The sequence below is a fragment of the Streptococcus sp. 27098_8_86 genome (assembly GCF_041432595.1).
GTDB lineage: Bacteria > Bacillota > Bacilli > Lactobacillales > Streptococcaceae > Streptococcus > Streptococcus pneumoniae_F.
On the sequence record NZ_JAPVZW010000004.1, the window covers coordinates 116,043 to 134,557 of the forward strand.

The window sequence follows — 18,515 nt, forward strand, 5'->3', positions numbered from 1 at the left end:
GGCAAAAGATGTTCAAAGATTTTATCCAATCAATTTATGAAAAAGTTTATATTATCAATTTTGATAAATGTTCTCAAATACCTTGTTTGACTAATGAGGAGCTGAAAAAACTTGGGAAATGGTATGTCTCTACCGGTAAAGAATGGATTTGCCATTCAGACTATGAGCTGGAAGAATTTAAAAATATCTTTTTAAATTTTATCAATCCTGAAGAATGGGATAATATCTCCTTTGATTCAGATTTTATGCCGTTTCAACAATCATAAAGAATCTAGGAAACTCTTTGTAAAAATCTTCATTATTAAATGCGTCATATCAAGATTCTTATTTTCTTGATATGACGCATTTTATTTTTTATCAATCCTCAGTTTTATGGTTTAGAAAGAATAATTTTTGTTTGTTTTGAAAGTTGTTCAAAGGTTTCTTTGCTCAGTTTAGAGTCTGAAACGATGATATCAATATCAGAGATATTGTAGAAGGTATAAAAATCAAATTTATTGAACTTACTATTGTCAGCTAGTAAGTATTTTTTATTGGAATTATTGAGGGCGATGCGTTGAGATTCACCTTCCTCTTCACTAAAGGTCGCAATCGCATTGTCCTTAATACCATTACAGCTAACGAAAGCTTTAGAAAATTGTAAATTGGCCAAGTTTTGCAAGGTTAGTGTTCCGACAAAGGCTCCAGTAATAGAGCGATAGTTTCCACCGATTAAAATCAAATCTGTTAGTTTTCGTTCGTTTAAGATGAGAAAGACTGGTAAACTGTTTGTTACAACACGAATATTATCGATTGGAAGTTCACGGGCAAAAGATTCCAAGGTTGTCCCTGGACCAATAAAAATGGTTTCACCCTCATCAATTAAATGGCCTGCAAAACGGCTGATTTCTTGTTTTTCTGCGATTTGTAAGCTTTGTTTTTCGATATTGGAACGTTCATTGTTTAAAATGGAACCTGTGCGAATTTTTTCAGCTCCACCGTGCACCCGAACAAGTAAATCCTTGTCTGCCAACTCTTGCAAGTAGCGTCTAGCAGTCATATCTGATACATCTAAGCGAGCCATAATTTCTTTTACAGTAATAGTTCCCTTTGTATTTACCGTTTCTAGAATATTATCTAGTTTTTCCTGCTTTAACATCGTTATCACCTCTATTTCTATTACTATTTTATCATAAAGTATTCAATCAATCAATTTAAAAAACAAAAGAAAACAAAAACAAAAATATCATGGTTGTTTTAAACAAACCATGATATTTGTTATCAGTTCTGGGATAAGTGAATTAGTCCAAACCGTAGTTGTAGTCATCGTCTTGCATGGCTTCAACTTCGCCAAGAAGGTAACCATTTCCGACTTGAGAGAAGAAGTCGTGGTTAGATGTTCCTGTTGAAATACCGTTCATGACGATTGGATTGACATCATCTGCTGAGTCTGGGAAAAGTGGATCTTGTCCCAGGTTCATGAGTGCCTTGTTAGCATTGTAGCGAAGGAAAGTTTTGACTTCTTCCGTCCAACCAACACCGTCATAGAGGCTCTCTGTATAACCTTCTTCATTCTCGTAAAGAGTATAGAGCAGATCGTACATCCATTCTTTGAGTTTTTCTTGCTCATCTTCAGGTAATTCATTGAAACCAAGTTGGAATTTGTAACCAATGTAAGTTCCGTGAACAGACTCATCACGAATGATCAATTTAATGATTTCCGCAACATTGGCTAGTTTGTTGTTACCAAGATAGTAGAGGGGAGTGAAGAAACCAGAGTAGAAGAGGAAAGTTTCAAGGAAGACGCTGGCAACTTTCTTTTCAAGTGGGCTGCCGTTTAGGTAGATTTCGTTAACGATCTCAGCCTTCTTTTGTAGGTAAGGATTGGTATTGGTCCATTCGAAAATTTCTTCAATCTCAGCCTTTGTATTCAAAGTAGAAAAGATTGATGAGTAAGATTTAGCGTGAACAGATTCCATAAATTGGATGTTGTTGAAGACGGCTTCCTCATGTGGTGTACGGATGTCTGCGCGAAGGGCTTGAACGCCAGTTTCAGATTGCATAGTATCGAGAAGGGTTAAACCACCAAAGACTTTTCCAACCAAGTCTTTTTCTACATTTGATAGCTTTCTCCAGTCATCCAAGTCATTTGACAAAGGAATACGTGTATCAAGCCAGAATTGCTCCGTCAGTTTTTCCCAAGTTGATTTGTCGATGACATCTTCGATGGCATTCCAGTTAATGGCTTTGTAGTAAGTTTCCATTTTGTAAAATCTCTCCTCTATATTTTGTTAATGCAAATGCTTTTTAATCATATTTGCGTAATGATTTAAATTTCTCTTTTCGAGTTCTTTTAGAAAAACTTCTAATGGTGGAATATTACTCATATATGGAGAACTATCTAGCCCAGTGTAGAGACCGCCACCTGGTCCGGTGTAGAGACCGCCACCTGGTCCGGTGTAGAGACCACCACCTGGCCCAGTGTAAAGACCGCCACCTGGTCCGGTGTAGAGACCACCACCTGGTCCAGTGTAAAGACCGCCACCTGGCCCAGTGTAGAGACCGCCACCTGGTCCAGTGTAAAGACCACCACCTGGTCCAGTATACGCACCACCGCCTGGTCCGGTGTAGAGACCACCACCTGGTCCAGTGTAAAGACCACCACCTGGTCCAGTGTATCTATTTCTAACCCACATTAATCCAGTCCTTTCAAATTATGATTAAATCACACAGCTTTCACATTGGTTAGCACCGACTTCTCCCCCATCATCTGTAAAGGTACGGACGTAGTAGATAGACTTGATACCCTTGTTAAAGGCATAGTTACGAAGGATTGACAAGTCACGTGTCGTTTGTTTGTTTTCTTTCTTCCATTCGTAAAGTCCTTTTGGAATGTCACTACGCATGAAGAGTGTGAGTGAAAGTCCTTGGTCCACGTGCTCAGTTGCAGCAGCGTAAACATCAATCACCTTACGCATATCCATGTCGTAAGCAGAAGTGTAGTAAGGAATGGTTTCTGTTGACAAGCCAGCAGCAGGATAGTAGATTTTCCCGATTTTCTTTTCTTGACGTTCTTCGATACGTTGCGTAATCGGGTGGATAGAAGCAGAAACGTCGTTGATATAGCTGATAGAACCATTTGGCGCTACAGCAAGGCGGTTTTGGTGGTAAAGACCATCTGCTTGAACCTTGTCTCGAAGTTCAGCCCAGTCAGCAGCACTTGGGATAAAGACATCTTTGAAAAGTTCTTTAACACGTTCTGATTTTGGAACAAACTCGCCAGTTACATACTTGTCAAAGTAGCTTCCGTTAGCATAGTCTGATTTTTCAAAGTTATGGAAGGTAATACCACGTTCACGCGCAATATTGTTTGACTCAACTAAAGTCCAGTAGTTCATAAGCATAAAGTAGATGCTAGTAAACTCAACAGACTCAGGTGACCCATATTCAATCAATTGTTGGGCAAGGTAGCTGTGAAGTCCCATGGCACCGAGACCAAAGGTGTGAGCTTGGCTATTTCCGTGGTCGATGGTAGGAACAGCTACGATGTGTGAACTATCTGTAACGAAAGTAAGGGCACGAACCATAGCACGGATAGAACGACCAAAATCGGGTGAAGTCATCATGTTGACAACGTTGGTTGAACCAAGGTTACATGAAACGTCTGTTCCCATTTGCAGGAATTCTTGAGCATCGTTGATCAAGCTTGGTTCTTGAACTTGAAGAATCTCAGAACACAAGTTACTCATGATAATCTTACCATCAACAGGATTTGCACGGTTAGCCGTATCAATGTTGACTACATAAGGGTAGCCAGACTCTTGTTGCAATTTAGAGATTTCAGTTTCCAAATCACGCGCCTTGATTTTTGTCTTGCGGATATTTGGATTTGCGACTAGTTCATCGTACTTTTCAGTGATGTCGATGTAGTTAAATGGCACACCGTATTCAAGCTCTACTGAGTAAGGGCTGAAGAGGTACATTTCTTCATTTTTACGAGCTAATTCGTAGAATTTATCGGGTACCACGACACCAAGTGAAAGGGTCTTGACACGAACTTTTTCATCGGCGTTTTCTTTCTTAGTTGAAAGGAAGGCGATAATATCTGGGTGGAAGACGTTGAGGTAGACAACACCAGCACCTTGACGTTGACCCAATTGGTTAGAGTAAGAGAAGCTATCTTCGAAAAGTTTCATAACTGGAACGACGCCAGAAGCAGCTCCTTCATAGCCTTTAATAGGTGCGCCAGCTTCACGAAGGTTGCTGAGGGTAATTCCCACACCACCACCGATACGTGAAAGTTGAAGAGCTGAGTTGATAGAACGTCCGATAGAGTTCATATCATCAGTTACTTGGATCAGGAAGCAAGATACCAACTCTCCACGACGAGCACGTCCAGCATTCAAGAAGGAAGGAGTAGCAGGTTGGTAGCGTTGGTGGATGATTTCATTGGCAATATCGATTGCAACAGCTTCATTGCCATCAGCGAAATAAAGGGCGTTAAAGAAGACACGGTCTTCCATGCTTTCAAGATAATATTCACCGTCATTAGTCTTTAAGGCATATTGATTGTAAAACTTATAGGCAGCCATGAAAGACTTGAATTGGAAGTTTTGTTCTTTAATAAATTGAGCTAATTCTTCCAAAAATTCTGGACGGTATTTCTTGATAAAGGCTGTTTCGATGTAGTTGTGTTCAATGAGGTAGTTGATTTTATCCTTGATTGAATCAAAAACCATAGTGTTTGGAACTACATTTTCTTTAAAGAAGGCATCCAAGGCTTCCTTATCTTTATGAAGCATGATTTGTCCATTGACAGGACGGTTGATTTCGTTATTGAGACGGAAGTAAGTTACGTCTTCAAGATGTTTTAATCCCATAAAATTTCCCTTATCTAATTACAAAAGAAAGGCTTCTAAGTTAGCCCTAGAAGCAGTTTCTTCTGGATGATGTACTAAGATTATGCTAATTGTTTCAATTTTCCTGGTTGGAAACCTGAAAAGACTTCAGTTGGTGTTTGGATAACAGGAGCTGCGCTGAAACCGAGCTTTTTAACTTGATCGATATACTCAGGTTGCTCATCAAGATTGATTTCACGATAAGCGACATTATTACTGTCCAAGAAACGTTTGGTCATCTTACATTGGACACAGTTGTTTTTAGAATAAACGGTTACCATTGTGTAACTCCTCTTTCAAAATAGATTACTTTCTTAGTATATCAGAAAATAAATTTTTGTCAATGATTTGAAACTAAATATAGTGGTCTATTTTTCTGCTCAAGCTCACAAAACACAATATGTAGTGTTTGTTTTGTGAGATAGTGATAATTATCCTATAAGTTGTTTTTTGAAAAACTATATCCTGTGTTTTGTTATCTAGAATAGAAGATTTTCAGCAAGTTATCTGAAAGGAAATCGAATAAATCCCATAAAATGCTTGAAAAAAATCCTAGAAGATGATATAATACCAAATTGTAAGGGTTATCACATATAACTCAAAAAAGAAAGAACAAAAGGAGAGTCAAACTATGGCTTCTAAAGATTTCCACGTAGTGGCAGAAACAGGTATTCACGCACGTCCAGCAACATTGTTGGTACAAACTGCAAGCAAATTTGCTTCAGATATCACTCTTGAGTACAAAGGTAAATCAGTTAACCTTAAATCAATCATGGGTGTTATGAGTCTTGGTGTTGGCCAAGGTGCTGACGTAACTATCTCAGCTGAAGGTGCAGATGCAGATGACGCTATCGCTGCAATCTCAGAAACAATGGAAAAAGAAGGATTGGCATAAGAAAAATGACAGAAATGCTTAAAGGAATCGCAGCATCTGATGGTGTTGCAGTTGCAAAAGCATATCTACTCGTTCAACCGGATTTGTCATTCGAGACTGTTTCAGTCGAAGATACAAACGCAGAAGAGGCTCGTTTGGATGTAGCTCTTGAAGCTTCTCAAAACGAGCTTTCTCTTATCCGTGAGAAAGCTGTAGGTACGCTTGGTGAAGAAGCGGCTCAAGTTTTTGACGCTCATTTGATGGTTCTTGCTGACCCAGAATTAATTGGTCAGATTAAAGAAACAATCCGTGCTAAGAAAGTCAATGCTGAAGCAGGTCTTAAAGAAGTGACTGACATGTTCATCACTATCTTTGAAGGCATGGAAGACAACCCATACATGCAAGAACGTGCAGCGGATATCCGCGACGTGACAAAACGTGTGTTGGCTAACCTTCTTGGTAAAAAATTGCCAAACCCAGCTTCTATCAATGAAGAAGTAATCGTAATTGCGCATGACTTGACACCATCTGATACAGCTCAATTGGACAAAAACTTTGTAAAAGCTTTTGTAACAAACATCGGTGGACGTACAAGCCACTCAGCTATCATGGCACGTACACTTGAAATTGCAGCTGTATTGGGAACAAATAACATCACTGAAGTGGTGAAAGACGGTGATATCCTTGCCGTTAACGGAATTACTGGTGAAGTGATTATCAACCCAACAGATGAACAAGCGGCAGAATTTAAAGCAGCTGGTGAAGCTTATGCTAAACAAAAAGCTGAATGGGCACTTTTGAAAGATGCTCAAACAGTAACTGCTGACGGTAAACACTTCGAGTTGGCTGCTAACATCGGTACTCCAAAAGACGTTGAAGGTGTTAACAACAACGGTGCAGAAGCTGTTGGACTTTACCGTACAGAGTTCTTGTACATGGATTCTCAAGACTTCCCAACTGAAGATGAGCAGTATGAAGCATACAAGGCTGTTCTTGAGGGAATGAATGGTAAACCAGTGGTTGTTCGTACAATGGATATCGGTGGAGATAAGGAACTTCCTTACTTCGATATGCCACACGAAATGAACCCATTCCTTGGATTCCGTGCCCTTCGTATCTCTATTTCTGAAACTGGAGATGCAATGTTCCGTACACAAATCCGTGCCCTTCTTCGTGCTTCTGTTCATGGTCAATTGCGTATCATGTTCCCAATGGTTGCCCTCTTGAAAGAATTCCGTGCAGCTAAAGCAGTTTATGAAGAAGAAAAAGCAAACCTTCTTTCTGAAGGAGTTGCAGTTGCGGATGACATCCAAGTTGGTATCATGATTGAAATCCCTGCAGCAGCAATGCTTGCAGACCAATTTGCAAAAGAAGTAGACTTCATGTCAATTGGAACAAACGACTTGATCCAATACTCAATGGCAGCAGACCGTATGAACGAGCAAGTTTCATACCTTTACCAACCATATAACCCATCAATCCTTCGCTTGATCAACAACGTTATCAAGGCAGCTCACGCTGAAGGTAAATGGGCTGGTATGTGTGGTGAGATGGCTGGTGACCAAAAAGCTGTTCCACTTCTTGTCGGTATGGGCTTGGATGAATTCTCTATGTCAGCAACATCTGTCCTTCGTACACGTAGCTTGATGAAGAAATTGGATACTGCTAAGATGGAAGAGTACGCTAACCGTGCCCTTACAGAGTGTTCAACAATGGAAGAAGTTCTTGAACTTCAAAAAGAATACGTTAACTTTGATTAATCGAAAAGTCCTTGCAACTAAGTTGCAAGGTTTTTTTATAGTTTAATAGCAGAAATTTTATTAACTAGTTCATAAAATGCTTGACAATAAAAAAAAACGGAGTAGAATATTAACTAGTTAAATAACTAGTTAAGGAGTTTTTATGAAGAAACAAAATTTGTTTTTAGTGTTGTTAAGTGTCTTTCTTTTGTGTTTAGCTGCTTGTGGGCAGAAGGAGAGCCAGTCAGGTAAAGGGATGAAAATTGTGACTAGTTTTTATCCTATCTATGCCATGGTCAAGGAAGTATCTGGTGACTTGAATGATGTTCGAATGATCCAGTCAAGTAGCGGAATTCACTCCTTCGAACCTTCAGCAAATGATATTGCAGCCATCTATGATGCAGATGTCTTTGTCTACCATTCGCATACACTTGAATCTTGGGCGGGAAGTCTGGATCCCAATCTAAAAAAATCCAAAGTTAAAGTTTTAGAAGCTTCAGAAGGAATGACATTGGATCGTGTCCCTGGTCTAGAAGATGTGGAAGCAGGTGATGGAGTTGATGAAAAAACGCTTTATGATCCTCACACTTGGCTAGATCCTGAAAAAGCTGGCGAAGAAGCCCAAATTATCGCTGATAAACTTTCAGAGGTTGATAGTGAACACAAAGAAACTTACCAGAAAAATGCGCAAGCCTTTATCAAAAAAGCTCAAGAATTGACTAAGAAATTCCAGCCTAAATTTGAAAAAGCGACTCAGAAAACCTTTGTAACCCAACATACGGCCTTTTCTTATCTAGCTAAGCGATTTGGACTTAATCAACTTGGTATTGCAGGCATCTCTCCAGAACAAGAACCAAGTCCAAGACAACTAACAGAAATTCAGGAATTTGTTAAAACCTATAAGGTTAAAACAATTTTTACAGAAAGTAATGCTTCTTCGAAAGTAGCTGAAACTCTTGTCAAATCAACAGGTGTGGGTCTAAAAACTCTGAATCCTTTAGAGGCAGACCCACAAAATGACAAGACTTACCTAGAAAACCTAGAAGACAATATGAGTATTTTAGCAGAAGAATTGAAATGAGGAGATTATGAAAATCAATAAAAAATATCTAGCTGGGTCAGCAGCTGCACTTGTTTTAAGTGTCTGTGCTTATGAACTAGGTTTGCATCAAGCTCAAACTGTAAAAGAAAATAACCGTGTTTCATACATCGATGGCAACCAACCAAACCAAAAGGCAGAGAATTTGACACCTGATGAAGTCAGTAAAAAAGAAGGTATTAATGCCGAGCAAATTGTTATCAAGATTACGGATCAAGGTTATGTGACCTCTCATGGAGATCATTATCATTACTATAATGGCAAGGTTCCTTATGATGCTATCATTAGTGAAGAACTCCTCATGAAAGATCCGAATTATCAGTTGAAGGATTCAGACATTGTCAATGAAATTAAGGGTGGTTATGTGATTAAGGTAGACGGGAAATACTATGTTTACCTGAAAGATGCAGCTCATGCGGATAATATTCGAACAAAAGAAGAAATCACTCGTCAGAAGCAGGAACACGGTAGTAATCACGGAGGTGGTTCTAGCGATAAAGCGGTAGTCGCTGCCAGAGCCCAAGGCCGTTATACAACGGATGATGGTTATATCTTTAATGCGTCTGATATTATAGAAGATACAGGCGATGCCTATATCGTTCCTCATGGCAATCATTTCCACTATATTCCTAAGAGTGACTTGTCTGCCAGTGAATTAGCTGCAGCTCGAGCCTTCTTATCTGGTAAAGGTAGTCAAACAAGCTCAGTTGGGTATCGTCCTTCAACAAATTCTTCTAGCAGTAGCGCATCAGAGACATCGAATAGTAGTTCATATGGACAAACGAATCAAAGCAATGTTGAGACAAATGCTAGAAGATGGGCTCCAAGTGTTAGCCCACAAGTGGATAATAGTTATCAAGCAAGTCCAAGTGAAGACGTATCTAGTCTCTTGAAACAGCTTTATGCCTTACCGCTTAGCCAACGACATGTGGAATCAGATGGACTTGTTTTTGATCCAGAGCAGATTACAAGAAAAACTGCGAATGGTGTTGCAGTGCCTCACGGAGACCATTATCACTTTATCCCTTATTCTCAAATGTCTGATTTAGAACAGAAGATTGCGAGAATGATTTCTGAAAATTATCAAGGAAATCATACTACTGCAGGTGGTAAAGAATTAAAACCAATTCCGACTCCAAGCCTTCCAAATTTAATTCCATCTCCTGTTTTGCCAGCTCTTAGCTTAAAACCTTTGAAACCTATTGTAAAACCGGCTCCTACTCCAAATCCTAAAATAGACTCAAATTCTGCTTTGGTTAGTCAGCTAGTACGAAAAGTTGGAGAAGGATATGTTTTCGAAGAAAAAGGAATCTCACGCTATGTTTTTGCGAAAGATTTACCATCTGAAACTGTTAAAAATCTTGAAAGCAAGTTATCAAAACAAGAGAGTGTATCACACGCTTTAACTGCTAAAAAAGAAAAAGTTGCTCCTCGTGACCAAGAATTTTATGATAAAGCATATAATTTATTGGCCGAGGCTCATAAAGCTTTATCTGAAAATAAGGGTCGTACTTCTGATTTCCAAGCCTTAGACAAATTAGCAGAACGCTTGAATGATGAATCTTCTAATAAAGGAAAATTGGTAGATGATTTATTGGCATTCCTAGCACCAATTACTCATCCAGAGCGACTTGGCAAACCAAATTCTCAGATTGAGTATACCGAAAATGAAGTCCGCATTGCTCAATTAGCTGATAAGTATACAACTTCAGATGGTTACATTTTTGACGAACATGATATTATCAGTGATGAAGGAGATGCCTATGTAACGCCTCATATGGGACATAGTCACTGGATTGGAAAAGACAGCCTTTCTGATAAGGAAAAAGCTGCGGCTCAATCTTATACTAAAGAAAAAGGCATCCTACCTCCGTCAGCAGACGCAGATGCTCAAGCAAATCCAACTGGAGATAGTGCAGCGGCCATTTACAATCGTGTGAAAGGTGAGAAACGAATTCCACTCGTTCGACTTCCATACATGGTTGAGCATACAGTTGAGATTAAAAATGGTAATTTAATTATTCCTCACAAGGATCATTACCATAACATTAAATTTGCTTGGTTTGATGATCACTCATACAAAGCTCCAAATGGTTATACTCTGGAAGACTTATTTGCGACGATTAAGTACTATGTTGAACATCCTGATGAACGTCCACATTCTAATGACGGATGGGGAAATGCCAGCGACCATGTCTTAGGTAAGAAAGACCACAGTGAAGATCCCAAAAAGAACTTCAAAGCGGATGAAGAACCAGTAGAGGAAACACCTGCTGAGCCAGAAGTTCCTCAAGTAGAGACTGAAAAAGTAGAAGCCAAGCTCAAAGAAGCAGAAGCTTTGCTTGCGAAAGTAACGGATGCTAGTCTGAAAGGAAATGCGACAGAAACCCTAGCTGGTTTACGAAATAATTTGAGTCTCCAAACCATGGATAATAATGGTATCATGGCAGAAGCAGAAAAATTACTTGCGTTGTTAAAAGGTAGCAATCCTTCGCCTGTAAGTAAGGAAAAAACAAATTAATGAAAAATGGGAGTCTCGATAAAGAGACTTTCATTTTTATTATGTATATACGAAAAATTCTTGACAAGCAGTACTAAAAATAGTAAACTATTAACTAGTTAATTAACTGGTTTATTATTTTATAGTGAATCAAATAGAGTTAAGAAAAGAGGAAAGAATGAAAATCAATAAAAAATATCTAGCTGGGTCAGCAGCTGCACTTGTTTTAAGCGTCTGTGCTTATGAACTAGGTTTGCATCAAGCCCAAACTGTAAAAGAAAATAACCGTGTTTCATACATCGATGGCAACCAACCAAGCCAAAAGGCAGAGACTTTGACACCTGATGAAGTCAGTAAAAAAGAAGGTATAAATGCCGAGCAAATTGTCATCAAGATTACGGATCAAGGTTATGTGACTTCTCATGGAGACCATTATCATTACTATAATGGCAAGGTTCCTTATGATGCTATCATTAGTGAAGAACTGCTAATGAAAGATCCGAATTATCAGTTAAAAGATTCCGATATTGTCAATGAAATCAAGGGTGGCTATGTGATTAAGGTAGATGGTAAGTATTATGTCTATCTAAAGGACGCAGCACATGCTGATAATGTTCGATCAAAAGAAGAAATCACTCGTCAGAAGCAGGAACACGGTAGTAATCACGGAGGTGGTTCTAGCGATAAAGCGGTAGTTGCTGCCAGAGCTCAAGGCCGCTATACAACGGATGATGGTTATATCTTTAATGCATCTGATATTATAGAAGATACAGGTGATGCCTATATCGTTCCTCATGGCAATCATTTCCACTATATTCCTAAGAGTGACTTGTCTGCCAGTGAATTAGCTGCGGCCCGAGCCTTCCTAGCTGGGAAAGGTAATCAACCAAGCTCAGTTGGGTATCGTCCTTCAACAAATTCTTCTAGCAGTAGCGCATCAGAGACATCGAATAGTAGTTCATATGGACAAATGAATCAAAGCAATGTTGAAGCAAATACCAGAAGATGGACTCCAAGTGTTAGCCCACAAGTGGATAATAGTTATCAAGCAAATCCAAGTGAAGACGTATCTAGTCTCTTGAAACAACTTTATGCCTTGCCACTCAGTCAACGACACGTGGAATCAGATGGACTTGTCTTTGATCCAGCACAGATTACAAGAAAAACTGCGAATGGTGTTGCAGTGCCTCACGGAGACCATTATCACTTTATCCCTTATTCTCAAATGTCTGATTTAGAACAGAAGATTGCGAGAATGATTTCTGAAAATTATCAAGGAAATCATACTACTGCAGGTGGTAAAGAATTAAAACCAATTCCGACTCCAAGCCCTGCTCCAGAGCCCAACCCAATACCAAGTCCACAACCTGCACCAAATCCTCAACCAACTCCAAGCAATCCAATTGATGGAAAATTGGTAAAACAGGTGATTCGAAAGGTGGTTGATGGTTATGTCTTCGAAGAGAATGGAATTTCGCGTTATATTTCTGCCAAGGAACTTTCAGCAGAAACTGTTGCAGCCATTGATGATAAACTTGCTAAACAAGAAAGTTTGTCTCATGAGTTAGGAGCTAAGAAAACCAATCTTGCATCTGGTGATCAAAAATTTTACAACAAAGTTTATGATTTACTAGCAACAGTTCATCAAGATTTGGTTTCCAATAAAGGGCGCCAAGCTGATTTTGACGCTTTGGATAGACTATTGGAACGTCTCAACGATGAGTCAAGTGATAAAGTCAAGTTAGTTGATGATATCCTTGCTTTTCTAGCGCCGATTCGTCATCCAGAACGTTTAGGAAAACCAAATGCACAAATAGCTTACACAGATGATGAGATTCAAGTAGCCAAGTTGGCAGGCAAGTATACAACAGAAGATGGCTATATCTTTGATCCTCGTGATATCACCAGTGATGAGGGGGATGCCTATGTAACTCCGCATATGAGCCACAGTCATTGGATTAAGAAAGAAAGTTTGTCTGAAGCTGAAAGAGCAGCAGGTCAAGCTTATGCTAAAGAGAAAGGTTTGACGCCTCCTTCAACAAATCATCAAAGTTCAGGAAATACTGAGGCTAAGGGAGCAGAAGCGATTTACAATAGAGTAAAAGCAGCTAAGAAGGTACCACTTGACCGTATGCCTTACAATCTCCAACATACTGTGGAAGTTAAAAATGGAAGTTTGATTATACCTCATTATGACCATTACCATAACATCAAATTTGAGTGGTTTGACGAAGGACTTTATGAGGCACCTAAGGGGTATACTTTAGAAGAGCTATTTGAAACTGTGAAGTATTATGTCGAACATCCAAACGAACGTCCGCATTCAGATAGTGGTTGGGGCAATGCGAGCGACCATGTTCAAAGAAACCACAATAGTCAAGCTACTAACAATCAAACAGAGAAACCAACAGAGGAGAAAACTCAGACAGAAAAAATTGAGGAGGAAAAACCTCGCGAAGAAAAACCGAAAAATGAGAAAGCACAATCTCCAAAACCAAAAGAACCAGAGGAATCAGAAGAAGAATCACCATCGGAACCAGAGGAACATCAGGTTGAAACTGAAAAGGTTGAAGAAAAACTGAGAGAGGCGGAAGAGTTACTTAAAAAGATTAAGGATCCAATTCTTAAGTCCAATGCCAACGAAACTCTTACAGGATTAAAAAATAATCTGTTATTTGGTTCTCAGGACAACAATACTATTATGGCAGAAGCTGAAAAGCTATTAGTCTTGTTAAAGGAGAGTAAGTAACTATACAACTATTATAGAAGATAAAAAGGGAGCAGAATATGGATTCTGTTCTCTTTTTTATGAAATTGTGTAAAAATTCTTGACATATTTTCTAAATAAAGATAAACTATTTACTAGTTAATTAAATGGTTAAACACTAGTTAAGGAGTTATAGTGAAAAAGAGGACGATTTTAGTATTGATGACCAGTGTATTAGCTCTGGTATTAGCTGCTTGTGGCCAAAAGGAGAGTCAGTCAGGTAAAGGGATAAAAATTGTGACCAGTTTTTATCCTATCTATGCCATGGTCAAGGAAGTATCTGGTGACTTGAATGATGTACGAATGATTCAGTCAAGTAGCGGTATTCACTCCTTTGAACCTTCGGCAAATGATATCGCAGCCATCTATGATGCAGATGTCTTTGTTTACCATTCGCATACGCTCGAATCTTGGGCAGGAAGTCTGGATCCAAATCTAAAAAAATCCAAGGTTAAGGTTTTAGAGGCTTCAGAAGGAATGACATTGGATCGTGTACCTGGTCTAGAAGATGTGGAAGCAGGGGATGGAGTTGATGAAAAAACGCTTTATGATCCTCACACATGGCTAGATCCTGAAAAAGCTGGCGAAGAAGCTCAGATTATCGCTGATAAACTTTCAGAGGTGGATAGTGAACATAAAGAAACTTACCAGAAAAATGCGCAAGCCTTTATCAAAAAAGCTCAGGAATTAACTAAGAAATTCCAGCCAAAATTTGAGAAAGCTAGTCAAAAAAACTTTGTAACACAACATACAGCCTTTTCTTATCTAGCGAAGCGATTTGGACTCAATCAACTTGGAATCGCAGGTATCTCTCCAGAACAAGAACCAAGTCCAAGACAACTAACAGAAATTCAGGAATTTGTTAAAACCTATAAGGTTAAAACGATTTTTACAGAAAGTAATGCTTCTTCAAAAGTAGCTGAAACTCTTGTCAAATCAACAGGTGTGGGTCTTAAAACTCTGAATCCTTTAGAGGCAGACCCACAAAATGACAAGACTTATCTAGAAAACCTAGAAGACAATATGAGTGTTCTAGCAGAAGAATTGAAATGAGGAGATTATGAAAATAAATAAGAAGAAACTTGCTGCTGGTGCAGCTATCGTCCTTTCTTTAAGTCTGTGTATTTATGCATTGAATCAACATCAGACAGGAGAGAATAAAGATACGAATCGTGTATCTTATGTCGATGGGAAACAAGACACTCAAAAAACAGAGACACAAACACCAGATCAAGTCAGCAAAAAAGAAGATATCCAGGCTGAACAGATTGTTGTGAAAATCACTGATCAAGGTTATGTGACTTCACACGGTGATCATTTCCATTATTATAATGGGAAAGTTCCTTTTGATGCGATTTTCAGTGAAGAACTTTTGATGAAAGATGCCAATTATCAATTGAAAGACGCTGATATTGTTAACGAAGTCAAAGGTGGTTACATTATCAAGGTGGATGGTAAGTATTATGTTTACCTTAAGGATGTGGCACATGCGGATAACGTTCGTTCGAAGGACGAAATTGAACGCCAAAAACAAGGTCATACTCACGATGCACCAACATCTAATAGTGCAGTGGCGCTTGCTCAATCTCAAGGTCGCTATACTACTGATGATGGCTACATCTTTAATGCATCTGATATTATAGAGGATACTGGTGATGCTTATATCGTCCCTCACGGAGGACATTACCACTACATTCCAAAGAGTTCCTTGTCTGCTAGTGAATTGGCTGCAGCACAAGCTTACCTCTCTGGAACTAGAAATCAGCCTAGTGTGACTGACTATCGTCCAAGTACAAATGGGACTGGTCAAACTCCCAAGCCTATTCAACAGGCTGAAATACCAAGTAATAAATCCGAGAGTCTTCAAAGTCTATTACAGCAGCTTTATGCTCTTCCAAGTACTCAACGATATACTGAATCGGATGGTTTGACTTTTGACCCTGCTAAGATTTCAAGAAGAACACCAAGTGGTGTAGCGATTCCTCATGGAAATCACTATCATTTCATTCCATATACAAAGCTTTCTGCATTAGAAGAAAAGATTGCGAGAATGATTCCTCTAACTAGTGACAGTGAGAAACCAACACCATTGGAGAATCCAAGCAAACCAGCAGAAAAACCTACTCAGCAAAACCATCATCATGAGCAAGACGGTGACCATGGAAGTCAGGCACATAAGCATGAAGAACATGGACATGACGCTCATCATGATGAAGACCATGATCACGGTTTTGATGCTAATCGTGTCATCAGTGAGGATGAACAAGGCTTTGTCATGTCACACGGTGACCACAATCATTACTTCTTTAAGAAAGATTTGACAGCAGAGCAAATTAAGTCGGCTCAAGATCATTTAAGAGGTAAAACGCCAGTAACACCAAGCCCAGCCCATGATGATGAACACGATAACGATAATCATGGGAACCATCGTGATGAGGAGAATAATCATGGTTTTGATGCAGATAGAGTCATCAGTGAAGATGCGGCAGGATTTGTCATGAGTCACGGAGACCATAATCATTACTTCTTCAAGAAAGATTTGACAGCTGACCAAATTAAGGCCGCGCAGGATCATTTGAGAGGTAAAACGACAGTAACACCAAGCCCAGCCCATGATGATGAACACGATAACGATAATCATGGCCACAAACATGATAAAGACCATGATCACGGTTTTGATGCTAATCGTGTCATCAGTGAGGATGAACAAGGCTTTGTCATGAGTCATGGTGACCACAATCATTACTTCTTCAAGAAAGATTTGACAGCAGAGCAAATTAAGGCAGCTCAGGATCATTTGAAAACACATCATGATGCGGAGCCTGTAAAACCTCTTGCTAAAACGGTAGAGTCTTTCTCAAGAGATGCTAGCGATGAAGAAAAGATTGCTTATATTTCTAAAACATACGGAGTTCCACTTGAAGCGATTAGAATTTCAAACGGATTCTTTGTCTTTGGAAATCCAGACCAAGCCTACGATCCAACTCATATCCATCCATATGCTGTTCGTAAGGAACATGTGCGTCTTCCGCTACAAACTGGCAATCCAGAACTTGATTTCCTAAACGAACTCTACACGACTGCTTTGCGAGATGGTGTGTCTCCTTATAGTTTACAGGTAGAAAATGGTAGTTTTGTGATTCCTCATGGTGACCACAATCACTACATCAAGGTGCAAACTAAGGGCTATGAAGTGGCTTTGAAAAATAAAATTCCAGCTCTTCAATCTAACTACCAACCTGGAGCTTTTGATGAAAAGGCAGTTTTGGCAAAAGTAGATCAACTTCTAGCTGATAGCAGAAGCATCTACAAAGACAAGCCTATCGAACAAAGACAGATTGAGTTAGCCTTAGGTCAGTTTACTGAGAACATGAAGAAACTGGCAACTAACTCTACAGCAGGTTATCTTGCGACACTTGATCTCTTTGATAAGCAATATATCCATATTGATGAAAGTGTTAAACCTACTGAAACAAGTGCTTTAGATAAGAAATATCAAGCCTTGATTGATAAAATAAATACACTGGATACAGACTCTTATGGACTTCCTAAGAAAGACCTTCTTGTTCGACTTCAAGAAGCTAAATTGGCAAAAGATGAGGCTGCTTTAGCAGCGGTTGAATCACAACTTCAAGCTCTTCAAGATTTTAATGATCGAACAGGTGTTACAACTGTAGAATACATCAAGTATTTCTACGAACACGTAAATGACGGTCGTTTAAATGATGAACTTCGTAATAAAGTGGCTCAGTTGACTTGGACCTTGTATCAATCTCAATCTTTCCTTAAGGCAGCAGAATTGAACAAATTATTCCCAAGCATCTATCAGGCAAAACAAGAAGTGGAAGAAGCTTTGAAAGCTCAACCAACTACTGCTAAATCGACTAAGACAGTTCTAGATACTGAAAAAGTAGATAACCAAACTGCTAAGACAGCTATTTATGGCTTCTTGAAAGAATTGTACGGAGACTTTATGCCTGAAGAGCATGTCAATCATGTCAGCAAGGAAGAAGTAGAAAGTCTTTTGAGCAAGGCAACTCAACTCTTGGAACAAATCCAAGAAGAAGGAATCAGACAATCCTTGGCAGAAGAAGTAGAAAATCTCAAAGCTGCTACAAACAAGGTTGATGCAGACTTGGATGAAGTAAACAGCCAGGTAAAAGATGTCTTGACTCGTATCGCTAGCGCCCTTCAACAAGAGAAGGAAAATGCAGAGCAAGATCCTCAGACACTTGTACTCTATCAAAAACTTTACGATATCCTCATGTCACTTCACGCATACTTAGAAAACAATAAGGGTTCTGATGCCGACTTTGATAAGGTGGATGCATTACTAGATCAACTTTCTGCTAAGAGTAAGGATAAAGCCGCTTTACTTGAATTGACAAAAGCTATTCTGGTCTTGAATCAAGAAATCAAGTCAAAATCAAGTGCAAGTGAAGAAACAACTCCATCAACAAATGCTGAATCAAATGGTGATAAGACAAGTGCTGAAAACCAACCTAACTCAACTACAGAATCTAACAGTGAAACTGCCATCGACGAAAACAAACCGAGCAAGGCAACAGATTCTAAACCAGATGAATCAACTTCAGAAAAGGAAACAACAGAATCTACAATAAGTACTGGAAATCAAGAAAAACCAGCAGAATAAAAAGA

13 protein-coding genes are annotated in these 18,515 nt (G+C 39.1%); 8 read left to right on the forward strand and 5 right to left on the reverse strand.

Translation table 11 applies throughout. The annotated features are described in order from the left end of the window. The first annotated feature begins 8 nt into the window (after positions 1 to 8). The gene (locus tag O3616_RS05380) at positions 9 to 266 is read left to right on the forward strand and encodes a DUF3884 family protein (protein ID WP_077805063.1); all 258 of its coding nucleotides are present in this window, start codon (positions 9 to 11) and stop codon (positions 264 to 266) included. A gap of 104 nt (positions 267 to 370) precedes the next feature. On the opposite strand, the gene O3616_RS05385 is transcribed toward O3616_RS05380, so the two are convergent. The 5 genes from O3616_RS05385 to nrdH all read right to left on the reverse strand — a co-directional run bounded on the left by O3616_RS05385 (position 371) and on the right by nrdH (position 5,158). Next, positions 371 to 1,138 carry a DeoR/GlpR family DNA-binding transcription regulator gene (locus tag O3616_RS05385; protein ID WP_371638310.1) on the reverse strand — a complete coding sequence of 256 codons (768 nt, stop codon included), beginning with the start codon at positions 1,136 to 1,138 and terminating at the stop codon, positions 371 to 373. Between the two features lie 142 nt (positions 1,139 to 1,280). Next, complete coding sequence (nrdF, locus tag O3616_RS05390) at positions 1,281 to 2,243, reverse strand: class 1b ribonucleoside-diphosphate reductase subunit beta (RefSeq protein ID WP_000451384.1); 963 nt, start codon at positions 2,241 to 2,243, stop codon at positions 1,281 to 1,283. A 27-nt stretch (positions 2,244 to 2,270) separates the two neighbouring features. Beyond that, entirely contained in the window at positions 2,271 to 2,675 is a 405-nt protein-coding gene (locus O3616_RS05395; protein ID WP_125386559.1) for a hypothetical protein, read from the reverse strand. 24 nt (positions 2,676 to 2,699) lie between these two features. Next, the gene (nrdE, locus tag O3616_RS05400) at positions 2,700 to 4,859 is read right to left on the reverse strand and encodes a class 1b ribonucleoside-diphosphate reductase subunit alpha (protein ID WP_265471610.1); all 2,160 of its coding nucleotides are present in this window, start codon (positions 4,857 to 4,859) and stop codon (positions 2,700 to 2,702) included. Positions 4,860 to 4,939: 80 nt separating this feature from the next. Continuing rightward, a complete protein-coding gene (nrdH, locus tag O3616_RS05405) occupies positions 4,940 to 5,158 on the reverse strand; it encodes a glutaredoxin-like protein NrdH (RefSeq protein WP_371638311.1) in 219 nt (72 codons plus the stop codon). A 350-nt stretch (positions 5,159 to 5,508) separates the two neighbouring features. Between nrdH and O3616_RS05410 the strand changes: the two genes are divergently transcribed. From O3616_RS05410 to O3616_RS05440, 7 genes are all read left to right on the forward strand, one after another. After that, positions 5,509 to 5,772 (forward strand): phosphocarrier protein HPr, encoded by a 264-nt coding sequence (locus tag O3616_RS05410; protein ID WP_000146947.1) that lies wholly within the window; start codon positions 5,509 to 5,511, stop codon positions 5,770 to 5,772. Positions 5,773 to 5,777: 5 nt separating this feature from the next. Beyond that, positions 5,778 to 7,511 (forward strand): phosphoenolpyruvate--protein phosphotransferase, encoded by a 1,734-nt coding sequence (gene ptsP / locus O3616_RS05415; protein ID WP_042751092.1) that lies wholly within the window; start codon positions 5,778 to 5,780, stop codon positions 7,509 to 7,511. 142 nt (positions 7,512 to 7,653) lie between these two features. Then, entirely contained in the window at positions 7,654 to 8,571 is a 918-nt protein-coding gene (gene adcAII / locus O3616_RS05420; protein WP_049490059.1) for a zinc-binding lipoprotein AdcAII, read from the forward strand. A 7-nt stretch (positions 8,572 to 8,578) separates the two neighbouring features. After that, positions 8,579 to 11,110 (forward strand): pneumococcal-type histidine triad protein, encoded by a 2,532-nt coding sequence (locus tag O3616_RS05425; RefSeq protein WP_371638312.1) that lies wholly within the window; start codon positions 8,579 to 8,581, stop codon positions 11,108 to 11,110. 157 nt (positions 11,111 to 11,267) lie between these two features. Next, positions 11,268 to 13,838, forward strand: a complete 2,571-nt coding sequence (locus tag O3616_RS05430) for a pneumococcal-type histidine triad protein (protein ID WP_371638313.1) — start codon at positions 11,268 to 11,270, stop codon at positions 13,836 to 13,838. Positions 13,839 to 14,018: 180 nt separating this feature from the next. After that, a complete protein-coding gene (gene adcAII / locus O3616_RS05435) occupies positions 14,019 to 14,909 on the forward strand; it encodes a zinc-binding lipoprotein AdcAII (protein ID WP_371638337.1) in 891 nt (296 codons plus the stop codon). Positions 14,910 to 14,916: 7 nt separating this feature from the next. Then, the gene (locus O3616_RS05440; RefSeq protein ID WP_371638314.1) at positions 14,917 to 18,510 is read left to right on the forward strand and encodes a pneumococcal-type histidine triad protein; all 3,594 of its coding nucleotides are present in this window, start codon (positions 14,917 to 14,919) and stop codon (positions 18,508 to 18,510) included. Positions 18,511 to 18,515: the final 5 nt, after the last annotated feature.

Excerpts from the sequence above, each read along its gene's own strand:
- adcAII (WP_049490059.1), top strand. The coding sequence starts at position 7,654 with ATGAAGAAACAAAATTTGTTTTTAGTGTTGTTAAGTGTCTTTCTTTTG.
- O3616_RS05395 (WP_125386559.1), bottom strand. The coding sequence starts at position 2,675 with ATGTGGGTTAGAAATAGATACACTGGACCAGGTGGTGGTCTTTACACT.
- nrdE (WP_265471610.1), bottom strand. The coding sequence starts at position 4,859 with ATGGGATTAAAACATCTTGAAGACGTAACTTACTTCCGTCTCAATAAC.
- nrdF (WP_000451384.1), bottom strand. The coding sequence starts at position 2,243 with ATGGAAACTTACTACAAAGCCATTAACTGGAATGCCATCGAAGATGTC.
- ptsP (WP_042751092.1), top strand. The coding sequence starts at position 5,778 with ATGACAGAAATGCTTAAAGGAATCGCAGCATCTGATGGTGTTGCAGTT.
- O3616_RS05425 (WP_371638312.1), top strand. The coding sequence starts at position 8,579 with ATGAAAATCAATAAAAAATATCTAGCTGGGTCAGCAGCTGCACTTGTT.
- adcAII (WP_371638337.1), top strand. The coding sequence starts at position 14,019 with ATGACCAGTGTATTAGCTCTGGTATTAGCTGCTTGTGGCCAAAAGGAG.
- O3616_RS05440 (WP_371638314.1), top strand. The coding sequence starts at position 14,917 with ATGAAAATAAATAAGAAGAAACTTGCTGCTGGTGCAGCTATCGTCCTT.
- O3616_RS05410 (WP_000146947.1), top strand. The coding sequence starts at position 5,509 with ATGGCTTCTAAAGATTTCCACGTAGTGGCAGAAACAGGTATTCACGCA.
- O3616_RS05385 (WP_371638310.1), bottom strand. The coding sequence starts at position 1,138 with ATGTTAAAGCAGGAAAAACTAGATAATATTCTAGAAACGGTAAATACA.
- O3616_RS05430 (WP_371638313.1), top strand. The coding sequence starts at position 11,268 with ATGAAAATCAATAAAAAATATCTAGCTGGGTCAGCAGCTGCACTTGTT.
- O3616_RS05380 (WP_077805063.1), top strand. The coding sequence starts at position 9 with ATGTTCAAAGATTTTATCCAATCAATTTATGAAAAAGTTTATATTATC.
- nrdH (WP_371638311.1), bottom strand. The coding sequence starts at position 5,158 with ATGGTAACCGTTTATTCTAAAAACAACTGTGTCCAATGTAAGATGACC.